Source organism: Ruegeria sp. O4 (genome assembly GCF_056535125.1).
Map to the genome: position 1 here is coordinate 112,607 of NZ_JBQERO010000001.1, position 18,289 is coordinate 130,895.

Here is an 18,289-nt window from a genome sequence, read left to right on the forward strand (position 1 = left end):
ACGAGCGACAGAGCGCGTCGTTTTTGTCTGGCGTCCAAACCCTATAAGGGCCGCACTTTCAGGGCTGTGATACGATTGCCTTCGCGTGCTGTAACCTCGAACCGGAAGCCATGGAACGAAAACACTTGCCCAACAACCGGGATCATCTGGGCTTCGTGGATGACCAGACCAGCAAGAGTGTTGGCTTCTTCATCCGGTAGCGACCAGTCCAGCGCACGATTGACATCGCGAATGGTCATAGCGCCTTCGACAAGGAATTGGCCATCATCCGTCCGCACGACCGGCACCTCTTCGGCGATATCGAACTCATCGGCGATTTCGCCCACGATTTCTTCCAGAATATCCTCAAGCGTGATCAGTCCACGCAATGAGCCGTATTCGTCCACCACTAGCGCAAAATGACCGTGCATTCGCAGAAACTCGCGCATCTGGTCATCCAGAGTTGTGGTCTCCGGAACGAAATAGGGGGCATTTGCGACCTTGCCGATATCGAAGCTGGCCAGCCGGTCGGTGCCGCCGTCGCTGCTGCCAGCCTGTGCATACATCGCGCGGAACAAGTCCTTGGCGTGAACAACGCCAACAATGTTCTCCTGCTCGTCCCTGAAAACAGGCAGACGAGTGTGAGGGCTTTCAAGGCATTGCCTCAGGATAGCTTCGGGTGGGGCGTTCGCATCGATCATTTCGATGTTGGAACGGTGGAGCATGATCTCTTCCACCGTGCGGTCGCCCAGATCCAGTGCGCCGAGGATGCGGTCGCGATCTTCTTTTTCGACAACCCCTTCCGAATGGCCCAGTTGCAGGGCGCCTGCGATTTCTTCGCGCACGGCCAGAATGTTGCTGTCAGGATCGATCTGAACTCCGAACAGGCGCAATACGCCACGCACTAACAAACGTACGGCCGCGACAACAGGCGAAAACACGGTCACGACCACGCTGATGATCGGCGCAACGGCCGCAGCGGCCTTTTCGGAATTGGTGATGGCGTATGTCTTGGGCAGCACTTCGGCAAAGATCAACACCAGAAAGGTCATGACCAGGGTCGCCAATGCCACACCGCTTTCGCCAAAAAGACGTGTGAACAACGCCGTCGCCAGTGACGCGGCCAGAATGTTGACGAGGTTGTTGCCCAGCAGAACCGACCCGATCAGACGTTCGTTGTCGTCGGTGATTTCTAGAGCCTTTTTGGCCCCGCGCGATCCCTTGTCGGCCTGAGCGCGCAGTTTCCCCCTAGATGAGGCGGTCAGCGCCGTTTCCGAGCCCGAGAAAAATCCGGACAGGATAAGCAGGAACAGGATAGCGCCGGTCGTAAACCAGAATGCGCCGTCGATCATAGAAGGTAAGGGTTCCATTGGTCCTTGATAGGTTTGTGTACTGCATCCGTTATGGGGACGTCGCCCCGCTGGATCAAGGTCTTAGCCCTTGTCCCCATTGCGGTCTTTGCTCAGCGGGTGATGTTGCAACACCAGTTCCGCCAGACGTTCATTCAGAACATGCGTATAGATTTCTGTCGTCGCTACGTCTGCATGGCCCAATAACGTCTGGATCGATCTCAGATCAGCGCCGTTGGCCAGCAGATGCGTAGCGAATGCATGGCGCAGCGTGTGTGGTGTGACTTTTTCAGAAGAAACACCGCCGCGTACAGCCAGCTCTTTCACCAGCAAAAAGAACCTGTGCCGTGTCAGATGACCGGACTTGCCGCGTGATGGGAACAGAAAGCGCGAGCGCTGAGCGCCTTTTTCCGCGGCCAGATCCTCGGCCTCGTCCCGCGCGGTCAGCCAAGCGGCCAAAGCATCCCGGGCCGGCGGCGACAAGGGGACCATTCGCTCCTTCCCCCCTTTTCCCAGCACCAGCAGCATCCGGGGGTCGCCACGGGCCGAGGAGACGGGCAGGGAGACAAGTTCAGTCACCCGCATTCCGGTGGCGTACAAAACCTCCATCAGGCAGGTGTTCCTCAGCCTGTCAGATTCGGTTCGCCCGGTTTTTCGGGCAGCCTCCAGCAAACGATCAACTTCGGGCACATCCAGCGTCTTGGGCAGCCGTTTCTGCCGGCCGGGACCTTTGATCTGAATGGCCGGGTTGGTCGCGCGCCAGCCTTCCTCGAACGCAAACCGGTACATCTGCTTGATAGCAGACAAACGCCGCGCGCGGGTCGAACGTGACAAGCCCTGTGCATCGCAGTCGATCAGGTAGGCTTCGATCAGGTCGCGATCTGCCTGATCAAATCCGGATTTCTTGCGGTCCAGCCATTCGGCAAAATCTTTCAGGTCGCGCCCATAAGCCAGCAGCGTATTGGTAGCCGCGCCAAGCTCTGCCGCCTGCGCCTGCAAGAACGTTGAAATCCACAGGGCGTCTGATGCCGGAGAGCCCATGATCAACGCTTTTGCAGGATCAAAAGGGACAGGGCCGCACGTCGCGCGGTGTCTTCCAACCCAACGCGCCGGAATGTTGCAATCGCCGCTGTCAGGTCCACCAGATTGCCCCGTGCGCCATGTGCAAACAGTTGCATGGCTTCAATAATGGCTTCGCCCAATTGACCGTTGGCCAGCAGCGCATCAATGTCGCCCGGCACAGGCGCTGCCCATTCAAACCCCTGAGCGACAGCATCAGCCAAAGGGGACGGGGACACCGCGCGCCCGGGGTCACCTTGTGCCAAAGCGGCAAGAAATCGGGTTGCGTTGGATGTGTCGGGCGCTGCCAAGGCGGCCTGTTCGTAAAGCCCCGACAGCATCAGAATACGCCAGCGCAGGATTTCGGTGGTGGCAACCGGCAATGTGACAGACGACAAGCGCTCGGCGAACAGTTCGGCAAACGGAACCTCAAGCCCGACACCGCGCATCTGTTGCCAGACCGGTTGCAAAGTCTTTCCGATCGCTTCCGCGTTCCCGGTGTCTAACGCGCTTTCAAAACGCTGAACGGCGGCCACCCGATCCCAGACAGCACCTGAGGCTGCCGGATCACGCTCGGTATAAAGGCCCAGCAGCTGATTGGGGGTTAATGCGCCAATACGGGTAAGCCGTTCCGCTGCTTCGATCTGTGCCTTCCAACCTACGACATCGCGCAGATCCGCATTGGCAAACGCCCGTGGCAGCGGAGCGGAGGGGAGTCGTTCGCCAATTGCCTCAAACAAACGGAACGTCAAGGGATCAGGGTTTTCCGGCTGCGGCAGGTAAGCTGCGCCTTCATACAGTTCCGGGCTGAGGAAACGGTCCAGAACCGCCAGATCCTCGGGTGGAAGGATTTCAAGCGCATGTGCCGCCTCAAGCGTCAGCGCAGCCGAAGCCCAATCCCCGCGGCGGGCCTTGCAAAAGATCTGAGCCGCATAGTCCTGCGAAAGATACGGTTCGGCAATAAGGGCGGTACAACTGCGATCCTCATCCCCGGTCAAGAGCGTCGCATCGAACCAGCGCTTGAACCGGTCCTGCGTGTCAGTGGGTCCGGCCAACTGAACAAGCGACTGCGCCGGATCAGCGGCACCCAGTTGCATCAACCGATCCAGCCGGGCCAGCAAAAGGGTTTCTTCGGCCAGAGGCCCCGACGGCGCGCGGGTTTCAGACAAGAGCAACGTGAACAACAAACGCTGCATGGCCGGGTTGTCACGCACGTGGACGTCGGCGATCAGTTCGGCCAGGCGATCCGCATCGCTGCCCTGCCAAAGGTCGACGGGCAGACCGGTGACAGAGGACGAAACAAGGCCCAGCGGCTGCGACAGTGCCTCAAGCGAAGTCACCTCAATTTCCGGCAATGCGCCATCTTGCGTAACCGGTGGTTCCAGCAGAACGGTTCCCGGCAGGTTTTCCGGCGGGTCTGTCAGCCATTCGATGGCGGATAAGGGTTCCTGCGCATGTGCCGACCCGGCCAGTGTGATTGCCAAAAGCAGTTGCTTAGTTGACATCCAGTACAACCGGCTCGCGAATTTCACTTTGAGGCGCAGAGAAATCCACACCAAAGAATGGGCCGACATAGGCATAGGCAACCAGCCCGATGAATGTCAGGCACAGAACATATATCAGGAATTTGATCAGACGGCTCATGGCGTCACGCTGCCTCAATTTTTGATTTTGACCAAGTTATAACTGGCATTTTTCCCAAGATCACGTCATTCACGGTGAAATGAGCGAAATTAAGCATAACACGCATTCAGCGGACGCGCAGACCCGATTTGATCTGCACAAAACCGTGGTTCTGGTGGGCATGATGGGGGCCGGCAAGACGGCCGTGGGCCGCGCTTTGGCCGCGCGTCTGGGTGTTCCCTTTCTGGATAGTGATGCCGAAATCGAATCAGCCGCCAACATGACCATCCCCGAAATCTTTGAGCGGGACGGGGAGCCGTTTTTTCGCACCAAGGAAACACAGGTCATCAGCCGCCTGCTGGACGAAAAAAAAGGCATCCTTTCAACGGGTGGCGGGGCGTTTCTTCAGCCCGACAACCGGCGTTTGATCACCTTGCGTGGGGCGTCTGTCTGGTTGCGGGCAGACCTGAAAGTTTTGTGGAGCCGAGTTCGCCACAAGGACACGCGCCCACTGCTGCGCACCGTTGATCCGTATGCGACATTGAAAGCCCTCTACGAGGCGCGTGTTCCGGTTTACGCCGAGGCGGATCTGATCGTGGATTCGGATGGCGAAACGTCGATCGAGAATATGGTGGACCGGGTTGTCGACGCCTTGTTGGCGCGCCCTGATGTTTTGGAAATCAGATAATGCATCAAACAGTACATGTGGAACTGGGTGACCGTTCGTATGACGTTGAGATCGGTCCGGATCTTCTGGCGCGAGCTGGCGAATGGATTGCACCGCTATTGGCGCGTCCCAAGGTGGCCGTCCTGACAGATGAAAATGTCGCTGATCTACATCTGGACTCGCTGCGTGCGGGTCTGAAAGTCGCCGGGATCGAAATGTCCGCGCTGGCCTTGCCCGCCGGCGAAGCGACCAAAAGCTGGCCTCATTTCGAACGCGCGGTTGAGTGGCTGTTGGCAGAAAAGGTTGAACGTAGGGACGTTGTTGTGGCCCTTGGTGGTGGGGTAATTGGTGATCTTGCAGGCTTTGCAGCGGCCGTCCTGCGCCGTGGTGTTCGGTTCGTGCAAATCCCCACGTCTTTGCTGGCGCAGGTCGACAGCTCCGTTGGGGGGAAAACAGGGATCAACGCCCTTCAGGGGAAGAACCTGATCGGCGCTTTTCATCAGCCATCGCTGGTTCTGGCAGATACATCTGTGTTGCAGACCATGACCCAGAGGGACTTTCTTTCAGGGTATGGCGAGGTGGTGAAATACGGCTTGCTTGGGGATGCGGAATTCTTTGAATGGCTTGAGGTGAACGGGCAAAGCGTCTCCTCGGGCGACATGGCCGCGCGTGTGCGTGCGGTAACCCGCTCGGTTCAGATGAAAGCCGATATCGTGGCCCGGGATGAAACCGAACAAGGTGACCGCGCCCTGCTGAATCTGGGGCACACCTTCTGCCATGCCTTGGAGGCCGCCACAGGTTATTCCGACCGTCTTTTGCATGGCGAGGGCGTGGCCATCGGCTGTGCACTTGCGTTCGAGCTTTCGTCCCGCCTTGGCCTGTGTTCGCAAGAAGACCCAAGCCGGGTTCGCGCGCATCTGCGGGCGATGGGCATGAAAACGGACCTGGCTGATATTCCCGGTGACTTGCCAAGTGCCGAGGTGCTGGTGGATCTGATGGGGCAGGACAAAAAGGTCGTGGACGGCCAGCTGCGGTTTATCCTGGCCCGCGGAATTGGTCAGGCTTTTGTGACCTCGGATGTGCCGAAGGATACGGTATTGTCGGTTCTGTCGGACGCGCTGGCCCCGGTGTGACGCAGGGGATTAACGGCCCTGAATAACCATCAGCTCGCCAATGTTTTCGCGGGTTATGTAACCAATCATGTGACCGCCATGGGTCAGAACTGCAATGGCTGGCGCCCCATTGTGCAGGTGTTCCAGCACGTCCTCAAGGCCGGTTGTCAGCAAGACTGCGGGAACGTTGGCATCCATGATCGAGGTCGCGGGCGCAGTTCTGGGCTGGTCGCTTGCCAGGGCAGTGAACAGGCGATCGCGTGTCACAAAACCCAGCAAAGTATGATTTGAGTCCAGTACCGGAAACTCGTGCTGAGTGGTGTGAATGACGGCTTGTGCCGCTGTGCTCAGCGTATCACTGGGAGAAAGTGCGTGAAACTCAGTGATCATCGCGTCACGGGCCAGAACACGACGAACCGCAGATCGCAAAGCGACTTCCTGGCTTTCTGCATTGGCTGCAAAGAACACAAATACGGCGATCAATACCAGAATTGGATTGCCGGAGCTCAGCCCTAGAAATCCAAACCCGATGGCGACAACCTGGCCACCAACGGCTGCAATTCGGGTGGCTTTGACACGATTCATGCGTAAACACAGAAGGGCGCGAAAGACGCGGCCTCCGTCCATTGGGAATGCCGGGATCAAGTTGAAGATGGCCAAAAGCAGATTGATATAGGCCAGCTTGTCCACAATCCTCACATTTGGTGACTCCAATTGCGCGAGGGTCTCAAGCGGCATCCCTGCGCCAAGCACGGCAAGGCCAATAAAGATTGCGATATTCACTGCCGGGCCCGCAAGCGCCACCAGAACCTCTTGCATGGGTTTTTCCGGCATTCTCTCAAGTCGGGCCAGGCCGCCGATGGGCAGAAGGGTGATGTCGGGGGTTTTGATACCATAGCGCCGCGCCATAAGGGCGTGACCGAACTCATGCGCGACAACGCAGGCAAACAGCGCCAGAACAAAGAGAAGGTTCTCTATCGCGGCTGGCATGCCACCGGCTGAGAACGCGGCAAAACCGACCCATGCAAGCAGCAGAAAAAAGGTGACATGGACCCTCAATTCGGACCCGAGCAATCGGCCGAGAGAGAAGGACCATGTCATGTTGTTTCTCCGTTTTACTTAGAACGGAATCTCGTCGTCGTCGATTCCGCCCGATGCAGGCGCCGGAGAGCTGGATGGACCGCCATAGGGGTCACCGTAACCGCCACCGGCCTGGCCGCCACCATAACCGCCGCCGCTGCCGCCACCGCCTTCACTACGACCGTCCAACAGGGTCAGTTCCCCGCGATAGGGGCGCAAGACAACCTCGGTCGTATAACGATCCTGACCGGACTGATCCTGCCATTTGCGGGTTTCCAGCTGGCCTTCGATATAAACCTTGCTGCCCTTGCGCAGATATTGCTCGGCGATGCGGGCCAGCGGTTCCGAGAAGATGGCAACCGAATGCCACTCTGTCCGTTCACGACGTTCACCCGTGTTGCGGTCTTTCCAGTTTTCCGAGGTGGCAATGCGCAGGTTGCACACTTTGCCACCGTTCTGGAACGACCGGACTTCGGGGTCGCGGCCAAGATTTCCCACCAGAATGACCTTGTTGACTGAACCCGCCATGTAAATCCTCGTTCTGTTCTGCGTAAATGCGCCGAATCTGGCGCAATGAGTTTCGTGAGACCCTATACGGCCTGCATCATGGTTGAAAACAGTTGATACAACACTGTCGAACAAGAGTCTTACTGTACTATTTACCAAGCTTTCATTTTTTGCGGGAATACCTATACTCCCACTGGTTTTGATCGAGCAGGATAAGCAAAGATGCGTTCTTGGGTTGCTGGGTTTTCCGTTGCCTGCCTTGTATTGGCCGTTGCGCCGGTGCAGGCACAAACATTGTCCAGCAAAAGCCGCAAGGATATTTTCCTGAAACAGGCGAAGGTTCTGGATTCTCGTGCGGCAACCCAGTACCGCGACTCGGCCCGGCTGAAACCCAAAACAACGCGCGATCAGGTCAGCAAACGATATTCAGGAAAATATCGCGGAGAATATCTGGAAATCGCGCGGCGTGTTGCCCGCCTTCACAACATTCCTGAAGATCTGTTTTTGCGTCTCGTGCAGCAGGAAAGTGGATGGAACCCTCAGGCGAAGTCACATAAAGGTGCGTTAGGATTGGCGCAGCTTATGCCACAAACGGCTGAGCTTTTGGGCGTAAACCCGCATGATCCCAAGCAGAACCTCGAAGGCGGTGCCAGATATCTGTCCTGGCAGTACCGCAAGTTCAAATCGTGGCCTTTGGCGCTGGCGGCCTATAACGCGGGACCTGATGCGGTTGAAAAGCATGGTGGTATCCCGCCGTACAAGGAAACCCAGAACTACGTGAAGGTTATCTGGGGCGGCTGAAACCGATGCTGCGCCGCAGAGTGTCGTATTCTTGATTCAGTGTAACGCCTGCAACTAACCTGACAGGGTATCGCCCAGTAACTGGTGAGGCCCCTTATGCCTGCTGATCATCCGCAGATTCCCAAAGAAACGCTGGCAAACTGGCAGCAGCTTGTTGATCTGGTCGCAGAACTGGCCGACGTGCCCGCAAGCCTGATCATGAAAACCGACGCGCCGGATCATGCGGTTTTGATCACATCCGATCACCCCGAGAATCCATATCCGGTCGGTCTGAGTTTCCAGTTGAACCCCAAGCTATATTGCCAGGGTGTTCTGGAGCGTGACGGAGAATTGGTGGTCGAGGACGCCAAATGTGATCCGGTTTGGGCGGACAACGACGACCTGGAACACGGAATGACCTTTTACATCGGCTTACCGCTGAAATGGCCCGATGGCTCGGTGTTTGGCACAATCTGTGTTCTGGACCGTAAACAGAACCGGCGGGCCTTGTTGTTCCGAGAGGGGCTGGCGCAGTTCGCGCGCATGGTCGAGTCGGATTTGGCTTTGTTGCAAGAGGTTTATCTGAGACGCGCGTTGGAGGAGAAACTGAACGAAACACTTGCCCAGCTTGAAACGCGTGTTTCGGATCGAACCCGAGAGTTGCAGGAGACGAACACAGCGTTGCGCGTATTGCTCTCAAGTCTCGACGATGACCGCAAGAACCGGGATCACGAAATCGTCGAGCAGGTTCGAAGCAGAGTTTTGCCGTATCTTGAAAAGGTTCGGGCGCAGCTTTCCGGCGACGAGGCGCAATTTGTCTATCTTGAGCTGGCCGAAAAGAACCTGAACGAGATCACATCTTCGCTGTCTGACAAGTTGACGGATGCCTTCGCGGCAATGACCCCGACCGAAATGGAAATTGCACAGATGGTCATGTTTGGGAAAACCACAAAGGACATTGCCAAGGCCCTGTCCCGAGAGACGTCGACAATCGATTTTCACCGCAACAACATTCGTCGAAAACTAGGACTTGAGGGACGGGATCAAAACCTGCGCAGTCATTTGCTCTCGATTTCGTGAATGCCGAATATGGGGATTGCCCCCATATTTCACCCCCATTTTTTCGGTCTGAGCCGATGTGCTTTGGCTTGTTACCCTCTGGGTTGAGGTGCGGAAAAACGGCGCACGTCCAACAGAGAGGTACAAAGATATGGATCGCAAGGATCTGAAACCGACCATCCTGAAAGGGGACAGGGATCATCTGGCACCGGGGCTGTCTCGGCGGTCATTTTTCATGGCGGCAGGTGCCGCCGGTGTTGGCGCGACAGCTTCAGTGCTGGGCGCGAAACCGGTCGAGGCGCAATCGCAGGCGTGGTTGCAACCAGGGAACAATAACCATGTGATCGACCTGCAGGGATCGACGGGGCAGGCAAGTGCCGGAGTTGTCGGTATCGATTATTATGGCCATTGCGCCATCAAGATCACCTCGCCCAACGGCGCAACGGTCCTGTTCGACCCCTGGCGTGATGACCCGTCGGGCGCGTGGGGGCTTTGGTTCCGCAATGAGTTCCCCCAGATCCCGGTAGACATTACCCTGTCGACCCACGCGCATTTCGATCACGACGCGATCGAACGCCCAAGTTCGACCATGGTGCTGGACAGGATGGTGGGCAATTTCGAGTTCGCCGATATCAAGATCACTGGTTTTGCAGATAAACATGCCTGCGTAGCGCCGGGCTGGTACAACTGGACAAATGCACTGGCCGAATTTGGGGTCGAAGCCTGTCCGCCGAACAATGTGGGTCATATGGATATGGTGGTCTATCTGGTGGAAACAGGTGGCATTCGTACGCTGATCTGGGGTGACAATCGCCATAACCCGCCGCAGGAGTTTTGGGACGCCGTCGGACAGGTCGATGTTCTGACCCTACCGGTAGACGGGTCGCAACATATCCTGAGCTTCGATCAGGGTAATGACATCGTGGCCAAGCTAAAGCCCAAGATCATTATCCCAACTCATTACCTGAACGAAGTTACGTCTTACACGCTGACCACGCTGCAATCAGCAGACGAGTGGGTAAAGGGACAGCAAAGCTATCAGATGCTTGACAGTGCCAGCCTGAAACTGGAGGCCGGAGAGATTGCTGGTATGAACCAGGAGTTCATGCATTTCGGCAACAATGTCATGACCGGCTGAGAGTCTTACAGGGAACCACCACTCACAGGCGCCGCCAGTTTCCTCGTGAAACGCGGCGCTCACAGAAAGGGCCGGTCAACGACCGGCCCTTTCCAATGAAGATCCGCAAACCTATTCGGCCGCGACTTTGATTACTGGCTGCATCCGTGCCAGCACCTCTTCGGACAAGTGGCACTTCACCTGATGCCCCTCGGCCAATGTCTGCACAGGCGGCACATGCGACTCACAGCGCCCATCTGGCACTTCGGATTTCCAGCGACACCGTGTCTGGAACGGGCATCCCGGTGGTGGGTTCATGGCCGAAGGAATATCACCTTCCAGTACGATGTGCTGCTTTTCGACCGATGTATCGGCGATGGGAACAGCACTCAGCAGCGCTTCGGTATAAGGGTGGTAGGGGGGTGCAAAAACCTGATCAGTTGTGCCCAGCTCGACCACGTGGCCCAGATACATCACCATTACCCGGTCGCTGAGGTATCGCACGATGGAAAGGTCATGGCTGATGAACAGCAACGTGGTTTTGTGCTCGCGCTGAATTTCCATCAGCAGGTCGGTCACCGCAGCTTGCACCGAAACGTCCAGCGCCGATACGGGCTCGTCGGCTACCACGATGCGCGCATCGCCAGCAAAGGCGCGCGCGATACCTACGCGCTGCTTCTGGCCACCCGACAGCTGACGCGGCATCCTGTCGGCAAAGGCGCGCGGCAGCTTCACCAGATCCAGCAGCTCCAGCATCCGCTTCTTGCGCTCAGCCTCAGAATTGCCAACACCGAAGATTTCCAATGCCCGGATGATCTGGCGCCCAACGGTCATCGACGGGTTCAGCGTGTCGAACGGGTTCTGAAACACCATCTGAACTTCACCAACGGTCTTTGCGTCGCGCTCTTCTATGGGCACCTGTTCGATATTGCGGTTGTCCAGAAGAATCTGCCCGTCCGTGGCCGTCTCAAGACCCATGAGAACTTTGGCAAAGGTGGACTTGCCGCAACCGGATTCGCCCACAATGGCCAACGTCTCGGATTCATGCGCCTCGAAACTGAGCGTTTCGTTTGCCTTCACAACCTTCTTTTCGCCACCGCCGAACAGGGCATTTGCTGCAACCTCATAGTATTTCTTGAGGTTGTCCATCTTCAGAACGACCCTGCCGATCTCACCTTTCTCTTTCTGTTCACCCACCGTGATTGGTGCGTTCCAGTCAATCTCTTTGAATTTAAGGCAACGGGTATGGTGCCGGTCATTTCCGGGCACCGCCTCCATCAGGATGTCCTTGGCGTCACAGCGACCTTCTTCGAAATAGTCGCAGCGCGGACCGAAGTTACAACCAGGGGGCCGCTCATGGGGTAGGGGAAAGTTCCCCGGTATAGCCACCAGCGGACGCGAATTCTTGTCGGCCCCCGGCAGCGGGATCGACCGGAACAGGGCCTGCGTGTAAGGATGCTGCATCTCGTCAAACACATCCTTGATCGAGCCGCGCTCGACCGCCTCACCCGAATACATCACGCAAAGCCGGTCACAGGTTTCCAGAACCAGCCCGAGGTTGTGCGAAATGAACAGCATCGAGGTGCCGTATTTCTTGCCCAGATCCTTCACCAGCTCGACCACGGCAGCCTCAACCGTCACGTCAAGTGCCGTTGTTGGTTCGTCAAGGATCAGCAGCGCCGGTTTCGACATCAAGGCCATCGCGATCACGATGCGCTGCTGTTGACCGCCTGACAGCTGGTGCGGGAACGAGTTGAGCATTCGCTCGGGGTCCGGCAAGCGCACATCGGTGACAACTTCCAGCGCGCGCGAATACGCTTCTTCCGCGCTGACGCCCTCGTGAATCATGGGCACTTCCATCAGCTGCTTACCGATCTTCATTGCCGGGTTCAGTGAGGCCATCGGCTCCTGATAGATCATCGCGATCTCATTGCCGCGTATGTCGCGCAATTCGTCTGAACTCATTTCCGCCAGATCACGACCCTTGAACTTGATCGTACCACCAACGATGCGACCGTTTTTGCCAAGGTCCTGCATGACACCTAGCGCCACCGTGGATTTGCCGCAACCGGATTCACCGACCAGACCAACAGCTTCACCGGGTTGCACACTGACAGAGAAATCCATCACGGCCGGAATTTCCCGCAGGCGGGTAAAGAAGGAAATCGACAGCTTGTCGATCTCAAGGATCGGGCCGTCATAATCCGCCATCTTGCTCATCTTGTATCTCCTCGCCAGATAGACGGGATCCTCTTTATCTGGCTAAAAATGTCTCGGGGGGTCCGGGGGGCTGGCCCCCCGGTCGCTTTCACATCAGTCTTTCAGACTTTCTTCGCGCAACCCGTCGGCCAGCAGGTTCAGACCCAGAACCAGCGTCAACAAGGCCAGCGCGGGTGGCAGAGCAGGGTGCAGGTAGATCGACAAAAGCTTGCGCCCCTCGTTGATCGTCGACCCCCAGTCAGGGCTTTCAGGTGGCAGGCCCAGACCAAAGAAACCTAAGGTTCCCAGTAGGATGGTGGTATAGCCAATACGCAGACAGAAATCGACGATCAGCGGGCCGCGCGCGTTGGGTAGGATTTCCCACAACATGATGTACCACGGACCTTCGCCACGGGTTTGTGCTGCCGCCACGTAGTCCCGTGTTTTGATGTCCAGCGCCAGTCCGCGCACGATGCGGAACACGGTCGGCGAATTCACAAAGACCACCGAGACAAAGACCACCAGAATACCGCCTGGAATATCGAACAGATCCAGATAGGTCGGCAGCCCCCAGATACGATAGGCGTCGGTATTGATGATGTAGCCACCGGTCGAAATCAGAGACAGGTAGAACCAACCCGCTACCCCCAAAACTCCGATCAGCAGCGGTGTTCGGAAGTTCGGTCTGGTATAGTAGCGTGAGTTCAGCAGCACACCTAGGAAGATGATCGGGAATACGAACAAGACGGCCGCCATATAGTTCGGTACACCGGTCGCAACGATCTCGGGCGTGACCAGCAGATAGAACAGCAGGATCACCGGGAAGGCCAGGATCAGGTTCGCAAGGAACGACAGCAAAGTATCCAGCCGACCACCATAATAGCCTGCCGGAAGACCCAGCGTGATGCCAACCATGAAGGCAAACATCGTGGCAAGCGGGGCGATCTGAACAACAATCCATGCCCCTTTGACCATGCGGCTGAACACATCGCGCGCCAGATTGTCGCCACCCAGCAGATACCAGGCGTATTGACCGTCCTCTAGATTGGAAAGTGGCGTACCTGGCACTTTGTTCTTCATGCCCGAAACCTGCGACAGCGGGTCATGCGTGACGATCAAATCCATCGCGCCGAATACTCCGGTGAAAACCCAGAACATTACAAGGCCAAAGCCGATCATGCCGATGGGACTGTCAAACAGTTTGCCGTAGAGGCCAAGCTTGCGTTTGAAAGCGATCGACATGGCATAAAGGATGATCAACGACACCCATACGGGCAAAAACTGCTGGGACATGGCGCCAATAATCCCGGCGCTTGTGCCCATTAGTACGCCCAGTACGATATAGGCGAGCGCGATTCCGACACTGGCCAAGAAACTGTAGCGCAGTGCAAGTTGTATCAGTGTCCGCAGGCCCGAGCTTGAGCTCAACGTACCGTCCGGGTTCACCGTCATCTGGTCTTCGGGCAGCACGATGCTGGCCAGCATCCAGACGGCAATTGACAAGACCATTAGCGCAAGGCCAAGGGCAAAAAGCGGGTTCAGGAAGGCGATAGAGCCGGTCCAGGTAAGTGGTTCCATGATCTAACCCTCCTTAAGAAATGCGGATGCGCGGGTTGAGGTAGACATAGCCGATATCCGAAATCAGCTGGGTCACCAGCACCACAAAGACCGACACGACCGAAATCGCCAGCAACAGCTGAATGTCGTTATTGCCTGCGGCCTGAACCAGCGCCCAGCCGAAGCCCTTGTAGTTGAACAGGGTCTCGACGATCACTACACCATTCAGCAGCCAGGGGAACTGCAGCATGATGACGGTGAACGGTGCGATCAGCGCGTTACGCAACGCGTGCTTCATGACGATATTCGGGAACGAGACACCCTTAAGGCGCGCGGTGCGGATATATTGCGCCGTCATCACTTCGGTCATCGAGGCGCGGGTCATCCGTGCAATATAGCCCATCCCATAAAGCGCAATGGTCAGGACCGGCAGGAAGAAGTTCTCAAAGGTCGGGTTCTCCATCGCTTGCGTGGCCGTGCCTTTGAACCACTTCAAACCAACTGCGGATGAGGTGAAGATCGCGATAAAGATCACGCCCGAGACATATTCCGGCGTCGCCGTCGTTGTGATGGCGAAGGTCGACAACGTCCTGTCAGTGGCAGATCCTTCTTTCATTCCTGCCAAAACACCAAGGATCAACGCAGACGGAACCATCAGCAACATGACCCAGAGCATCAGACGACCAGTCAGAGCCAACCGGTTCCCAACAACGGTGGAAACCTCTTCCTTGAAGACAGTCGAATAGCCCCAATACCCTTGCAGGATTCCGCAGAAATTCGGAGATTCTTCGGCGGTTTTGCCCGGCAGAATGCATCTTCCCTGAACGGTTCCGTCTTCATTCGTGTAACGATAAGAGGGCAGGACACCCAGCCATTCGCCGTATTTTATCGGAGTGGATTGGAGGTAACCATTTTTGCTCAGGTAGCTCTCAACCTGTTCATCCGACATCCGAAAGTTGCCCTGCGTTTTCGCCAGCTTCTCGAGGTTAGGATAGAGGTTGGTTAAGAAGAAAACCAGGAATGTCAGACACAATGCCGTCAACAGCATGATGCCAACGCGCCTTAGAATGAAAAGTCCCATATTTGCCCCTGTGGGTCGGCTAGCGCGGGTTTCATGGAACGCCACGCTTAGCTGTTATTATTTGTTCGTCGCATTCAGGACGAAGAGGCCGCGCCGGGGTGGCGCGGCCTTTTGCTTTTTCGCTCAGGACGTGAAGCCGAACTTATAAAGCTGCGGCAGGTCAGCGATATGCTTTTCAACACCTACCAAATTGTCGCGGTGATGGCGCATCGCTGTCCGCCAGTAAGGCTGGATCGTAACACCTTCGTCGATCATGATCGCCTGCAGTTTGGCCATTACTTCGCGGCGCTTATCTACGTCGGCGATCGAGTTCGCTTCGGACAGCAGGGCGTCGAACTCTGCATTGGCGAAACCTGATTCATTCCAGGCAACGCCTGACTTGTAGGCCAGCGCCAGAACCTGCGTACCCAATGGGCGGTGGTTCCAGTTCGTCGACGAGAAGGCGTATTTCGTCCAGTCGTTCCAGAAGGTCGATCCCGGCAGAACTGTATGCTTGGCCTTGATACCCGCGTCGTTCAGTTGCGCTACAACCGCTGCCGTAGTGTTACGGCGCCAGTCATCGTCGATCGATTGAACTTCGTGCTCAAAGTCACCCATACCCGCTTCATCCATCAGGGCTTTCGCCCCGGCAGGATCGTACGGGATGCGAGTCACGGCCGAGTCATGTTCGGGGTGCATCGGCCCGACATGGCAGTTGTCAGCCGGAATGCCGTAGCCTGACATGCCCAGCTCCAGGCACACTTCGTTGTCCACCGCCATGGCCAAAGCCTGACGAACGCGCTTGTCGCCGTAGATCTTGTTGCCGTTTTCGTCTTCGGCCAACTGGTTCGGGCGGATAACGATGGTGAAGCCCGACGGGATTTCCGAGCGCACAAGCCCAATTCCGTCGAAGATGTCGACGAATTCGCCAACAGATTCCCAGTTCATGTCGATCTCTTCGGCCTCATAAGCCGCAAGGAATGCAGCCGGGTCAGTGCCGTAGTCGATGAACTCGATGCGGTCGATATAGCCGCCTTTTCCGGCCTCATATCCCCACCAGTCGAAGCCTTCGTTGCGCACCAGCACGCCTTTAACGCCAACTTCGTGGCTGTCAGGCAGCATGAAACCTGTGCCGACCGGGTTTGAAAGCATGTCGTTCGCATCGAAGCTGCTATGAACGATAGGAGCGGGATAGTCCGCCATGCCCGGGATGATCGTGATGTCAGGCGCGTTGCACTTCAGTTTGACAGTATGGGAGTCGACAACGGTGATTGCGCCGTCCGCAGCTTTCTGAGTGCTTTCGTCGATAAGCGACGCCATACGCGATGCCATCGAGTTGCCTTCCAGACCAGCGTCACACCATCCTTCGATGTTGCGGGCCACGTCTTCGGCTGTGAAGTCATCGCCATTGTTCCACTTTACGCCCTTGCGAACGTTCAATGTGTATTCGGTGGCGTCGGCGTTGGCTTCCCAGCTTTCCAGCAGCATTGGCTTGAACGAGCCGTCGTTGTTGTATTCGACGAGGTACTCAAGCCAGCCTGCTGTGAAAGTGGCAATTTGCGTCCAGTCATAAGTTCGCGGATCTTTAAGCGCGCGCACTTCCATCTGATAGCGGATGGTTCCACCGCGTTGCGGCTCTTGCGCCGCCGCAGGTGATTGCAGACCGATCAAACCATAGGCCGTCGGTACCGCGACACCCAGCGCCGTTGCGCGGACCAGAAATTCCCGGCGGCTAAGCTTGCCGTCACGGTATTCCTGCGCGTGCATCTCGGCCGCCCAGTGCACCTTGTCTGTGGTGATTGCCGTATTGGTCATAAATGTCTCCCTGTGACATTGATTTTGTTGATTTGTTCTTGTTCTAAGCGACACGGGCTTGTCCGGTCGAAAGAAAGAAGGATTCCGGTTTTTGGACTCTGTGCATCCCCATGCCGCCATTCGGCACCAGAAATCACTCAACGTCAACGTTCGGAATCGACATAAAATGCACAAAAGCGACGTTCCCGCAGTGTTGATATTTCAGTACGGATTTTGTCATGTGGCGCCCCGCAAGAAGAAACCCTTGCGGAGATTCTGCGTCAAATCACTGATAACAGACGAAAAACCAGTTAGTTTCCGTTGATCTGTTTGCTTTCGGTGTCATATCCTGTGGAATGAACAACTCCAGATATCACTTTGAGAAATCAACGTGATTCCATGTTTTCATTCTTGCCCGAAACCACGTGCGTTGACGTTTGGCAAATTGCCGGGTCGAGATTGTGGCCCGTTCACGGGCCTGATCCAAAGTCAGTGTTCCATCCAGATAGGCCATAAGCTCTGGCACACCAATGGCTTTGCAGGCGGGAAGAGCGGGGTCGAAACGATCCCGCATGGCGCGTACTTCGTCGATTGCTCCCAATTCAAGCATCTGATTAAAACGGCGCTCGATCCGATCCAGAAGCCACGCTTTGTCGACGTCAAAAACGATAGGAACCGCATCATTGAGCCGTAAAATTGGCGGTGGCGTATCGGCCTGCCAAGATAACAGGCTGCGCCCCGTGGCACGCTGCACTTCCCAAGCGCGCTGCACGCGCGCGCGGTTCTGTGTATCCAGGCCAGCCAAAGTCTGTTCGTCAACCCCGGCGACAAGCTCGGCAACGGTCAGCAAGTCTGCTTCGGCCCGCACCTGCACCGGAGTTGCGGGGATCTCGGCCATGCCTTGGGTCAGGGCCGAGAAATACAATCCTGTCCCGCCGACAATGATTGGCCGCTGGCCCCCGGTCAGCAGTGGCACCACTTCTCGCAGCCAGTGACCGGCCGAATACTCCTGATCATAGGCGATGTGACCATAGAGCAGATGCGGTACGCGTGCTTCTTCTTCGGCAGATGGTCGGGCCGAAATCACGCGCCAACAATCATAAACCTGACTTGCATCGGCATTGACGATGACCCCGCCATGCCGTTCGGCGATCTCCAGCGCCAGCGCTGATTTCCCGGATGCAGTCGGCCCTGCAATCAGGACAGGTTTGTCATCGGGAATAGGGGGCAATTGCCGAAATATCGCGTCTGTTGATCGCCGGGTCATATGCGGTTGCCTCAATCCTCACCAACCGCATTGAACCTGCGGAGCTTTTGCTTCATTTTGCGCCGGAAATTAACCCCGTG

General features: G+C 56.6%; 16 protein-coding genes. 5 read left to right on the forward strand and 11 right to left on the reverse strand.

Going from position 1 to position 18,289, the window contains the following annotated elements:
- Positions 1–41 precede the first annotated feature (41 nt).
- The 4 genes from ACR0J7_RS00535 to ACR0J7_RS00550 all read right to left on the reverse strand — a co-directional run bounded on the left by ACR0J7_RS00535 (position 42) and on the right by ACR0J7_RS00550 (position 4,031).
- Positions 42–1,331: an HlyC/CorC family transporter gene (locus ACR0J7_RS00535; RefSeq protein ID WP_480583903.1), complete on the reverse strand. Its 1,290-nt coding sequence runs from the start codon at positions 1,329–1,331 to the stop codon at positions 42–44.
- Between the two features lie 81 nt (positions 1,332–1,412).
- Positions 1,413–2,369 (reverse strand): tyrosine recombinase, encoded by a 957-nt coding sequence (locus ACR0J7_RS00540; RefSeq protein WP_480912989.1) that lies wholly within the window; start codon positions 2,367–2,369, stop codon positions 1,413–1,415.
- 2 nt (positions 2,370–2,371) lie between these two features.
- Positions 2,372–3,892, reverse strand: coding sequence for a hypothetical protein (locus ACR0J7_RS00545; RefSeq protein WP_480912991.1), 1,521 nt, complete (start codon positions 3,890–3,892; stop codon positions 2,372–2,374).
- Positions 3,882–4,031, reverse strand: a complete 150-nt coding sequence (locus tag ACR0J7_RS00550; RefSeq protein ID WP_267363898.1) for a hypothetical protein — start codon at positions 4,029–4,031, stop codon at positions 3,882–3,884. Before ACR0J7_RS00550 ends, ACR0J7_RS00545 begins: the two co-directional genes overlap by 11 nt.
- 79 nt (positions 4,032–4,110) lie before the next feature.
- Between ACR0J7_RS00550 and ACR0J7_RS00555 the strand changes: the two genes are divergently transcribed.
- Positions 4,111–4,698, forward strand: coding sequence for a shikimate kinase (locus ACR0J7_RS00555; protein ID WP_480565040.1), 588 nt, complete (start codon positions 4,111–4,113; stop codon positions 4,696–4,698).
- The gene (gene aroB / locus ACR0J7_RS00560) at positions 4,698–5,810 is read left to right on the forward strand and encodes a 3-dehydroquinate synthase (protein WP_480912993.1); all 1,113 of its coding nucleotides are present in this window, start codon (positions 4,698–4,700) and stop codon (positions 5,808–5,810) included. Before ACR0J7_RS00555 ends, aroB begins: the two co-directional genes overlap by 1 nt.
- A gap of 9 nt (positions 5,811–5,819) precedes the next feature.
- Here aroB and ACR0J7_RS00565 read toward each other — a convergent pair whose 3' ends face one another.
- Positions 5,820–6,890 (reverse strand): site-2 protease family protein, encoded by a 1,071-nt coding sequence (locus ACR0J7_RS00565; protein ID WP_480537706.1) that lies wholly within the window; start codon positions 6,888–6,890, stop codon positions 5,820–5,822.
- An 18-nt stretch (positions 6,891–6,908) separates the two neighbouring features.
- Positions 6,909–7,397 (reverse strand): single-stranded DNA-binding protein, encoded by a 489-nt coding sequence (ssb, locus tag ACR0J7_RS00570; RefSeq protein WP_209504119.1) that lies wholly within the window; start codon positions 7,395–7,397, stop codon positions 6,909–6,911.
- Between the two features lie 201 nt (positions 7,398–7,598).
- Between ssb and ACR0J7_RS00575 the strand changes: the two genes are divergently transcribed.
- The 3 genes from ACR0J7_RS00575 to ACR0J7_RS00585 all read left to right on the forward strand — a co-directional run bounded on the left by ACR0J7_RS00575 (position 7,599) and on the right by ACR0J7_RS00585 (position 10,353).
- Positions 7,599–8,177 carry a lytic transglycosylase domain-containing protein gene (locus tag ACR0J7_RS00575; RefSeq protein WP_267363904.1) on the forward strand — a complete coding sequence of 193 codons (579 nt, stop codon included), beginning with the start codon at positions 7,599–7,601 and terminating at the stop codon, positions 8,175–8,177.
- Between the two features lie 96 nt (positions 8,178–8,273).
- Positions 8,274–9,236: a LuxR C-terminal-related transcriptional regulator gene (locus tag ACR0J7_RS00580; RefSeq protein ID WP_267363905.1), complete on the forward strand. Its 963-nt coding sequence runs from the start codon at positions 8,274–8,276 to the stop codon at positions 9,234–9,236.
- Positions 9,237–9,366: 130 nt separating this feature from the next.
- Positions 9,367–10,353 (forward strand): MBL fold metallo-hydrolase, encoded by a 987-nt coding sequence (locus tag ACR0J7_RS00585; protein WP_209504116.1) that lies wholly within the window; start codon positions 9,367–9,369, stop codon positions 10,351–10,353.
- A 111-nt stretch (positions 10,354–10,464) separates the two neighbouring features.
- On the opposite strand, the gene ACR0J7_RS00590 is transcribed toward ACR0J7_RS00585, so the two are convergent.
- The 5 genes from ACR0J7_RS00590 to miaA all read right to left on the reverse strand — a co-directional run bounded on the left by ACR0J7_RS00590 (position 10,465) and on the right by miaA (position 18,209).
- The gene (locus ACR0J7_RS00590) at positions 10,465–12,552 is read right to left on the reverse strand and encodes an ABC transporter ATP-binding protein (protein ID WP_267363907.1); all 2,088 of its coding nucleotides are present in this window, start codon (positions 12,550–12,552) and stop codon (positions 10,465–10,467) included.
- Between the two features lie 93 nt (positions 12,553–12,645).
- On the reverse strand, positions 12,646–14,109 hold the full coding sequence (locus tag ACR0J7_RS00595; RefSeq protein WP_209504114.1) for an ABC transporter permease: 1,464 nt from the start codon (positions 14,107–14,109) through the stop codon (positions 12,646–12,648).
- 13 nt (positions 14,110–14,122) lie between these two features.
- Positions 14,123–15,169, reverse strand: a complete 1,047-nt coding sequence (locus ACR0J7_RS00600; protein WP_209504113.1) for an ABC transporter permease — start codon at positions 15,167–15,169, stop codon at positions 14,123–14,125.
- Between the two features lie 123 nt (positions 15,170–15,292).
- Positions 15,293–16,963 (reverse strand): ABC transporter substrate-binding protein, encoded by a 1,671-nt coding sequence (locus ACR0J7_RS00605; protein WP_480565028.1) that lies wholly within the window; start codon positions 16,961–16,963, stop codon positions 15,293–15,295.
- 352 nt (positions 16,964–17,315) lie between these two features.
- Positions 17,316–18,209: a tRNA (adenosine(37)-N6)-dimethylallyltransferase MiaA gene (gene miaA, locus ACR0J7_RS00610; protein ID WP_480565026.1), complete on the reverse strand. Its 894-nt coding sequence runs from the start codon at positions 18,207–18,209 to the stop codon at positions 17,316–17,318.
- Positions 18,210–18,289 lie beyond the last annotated feature (80 nt).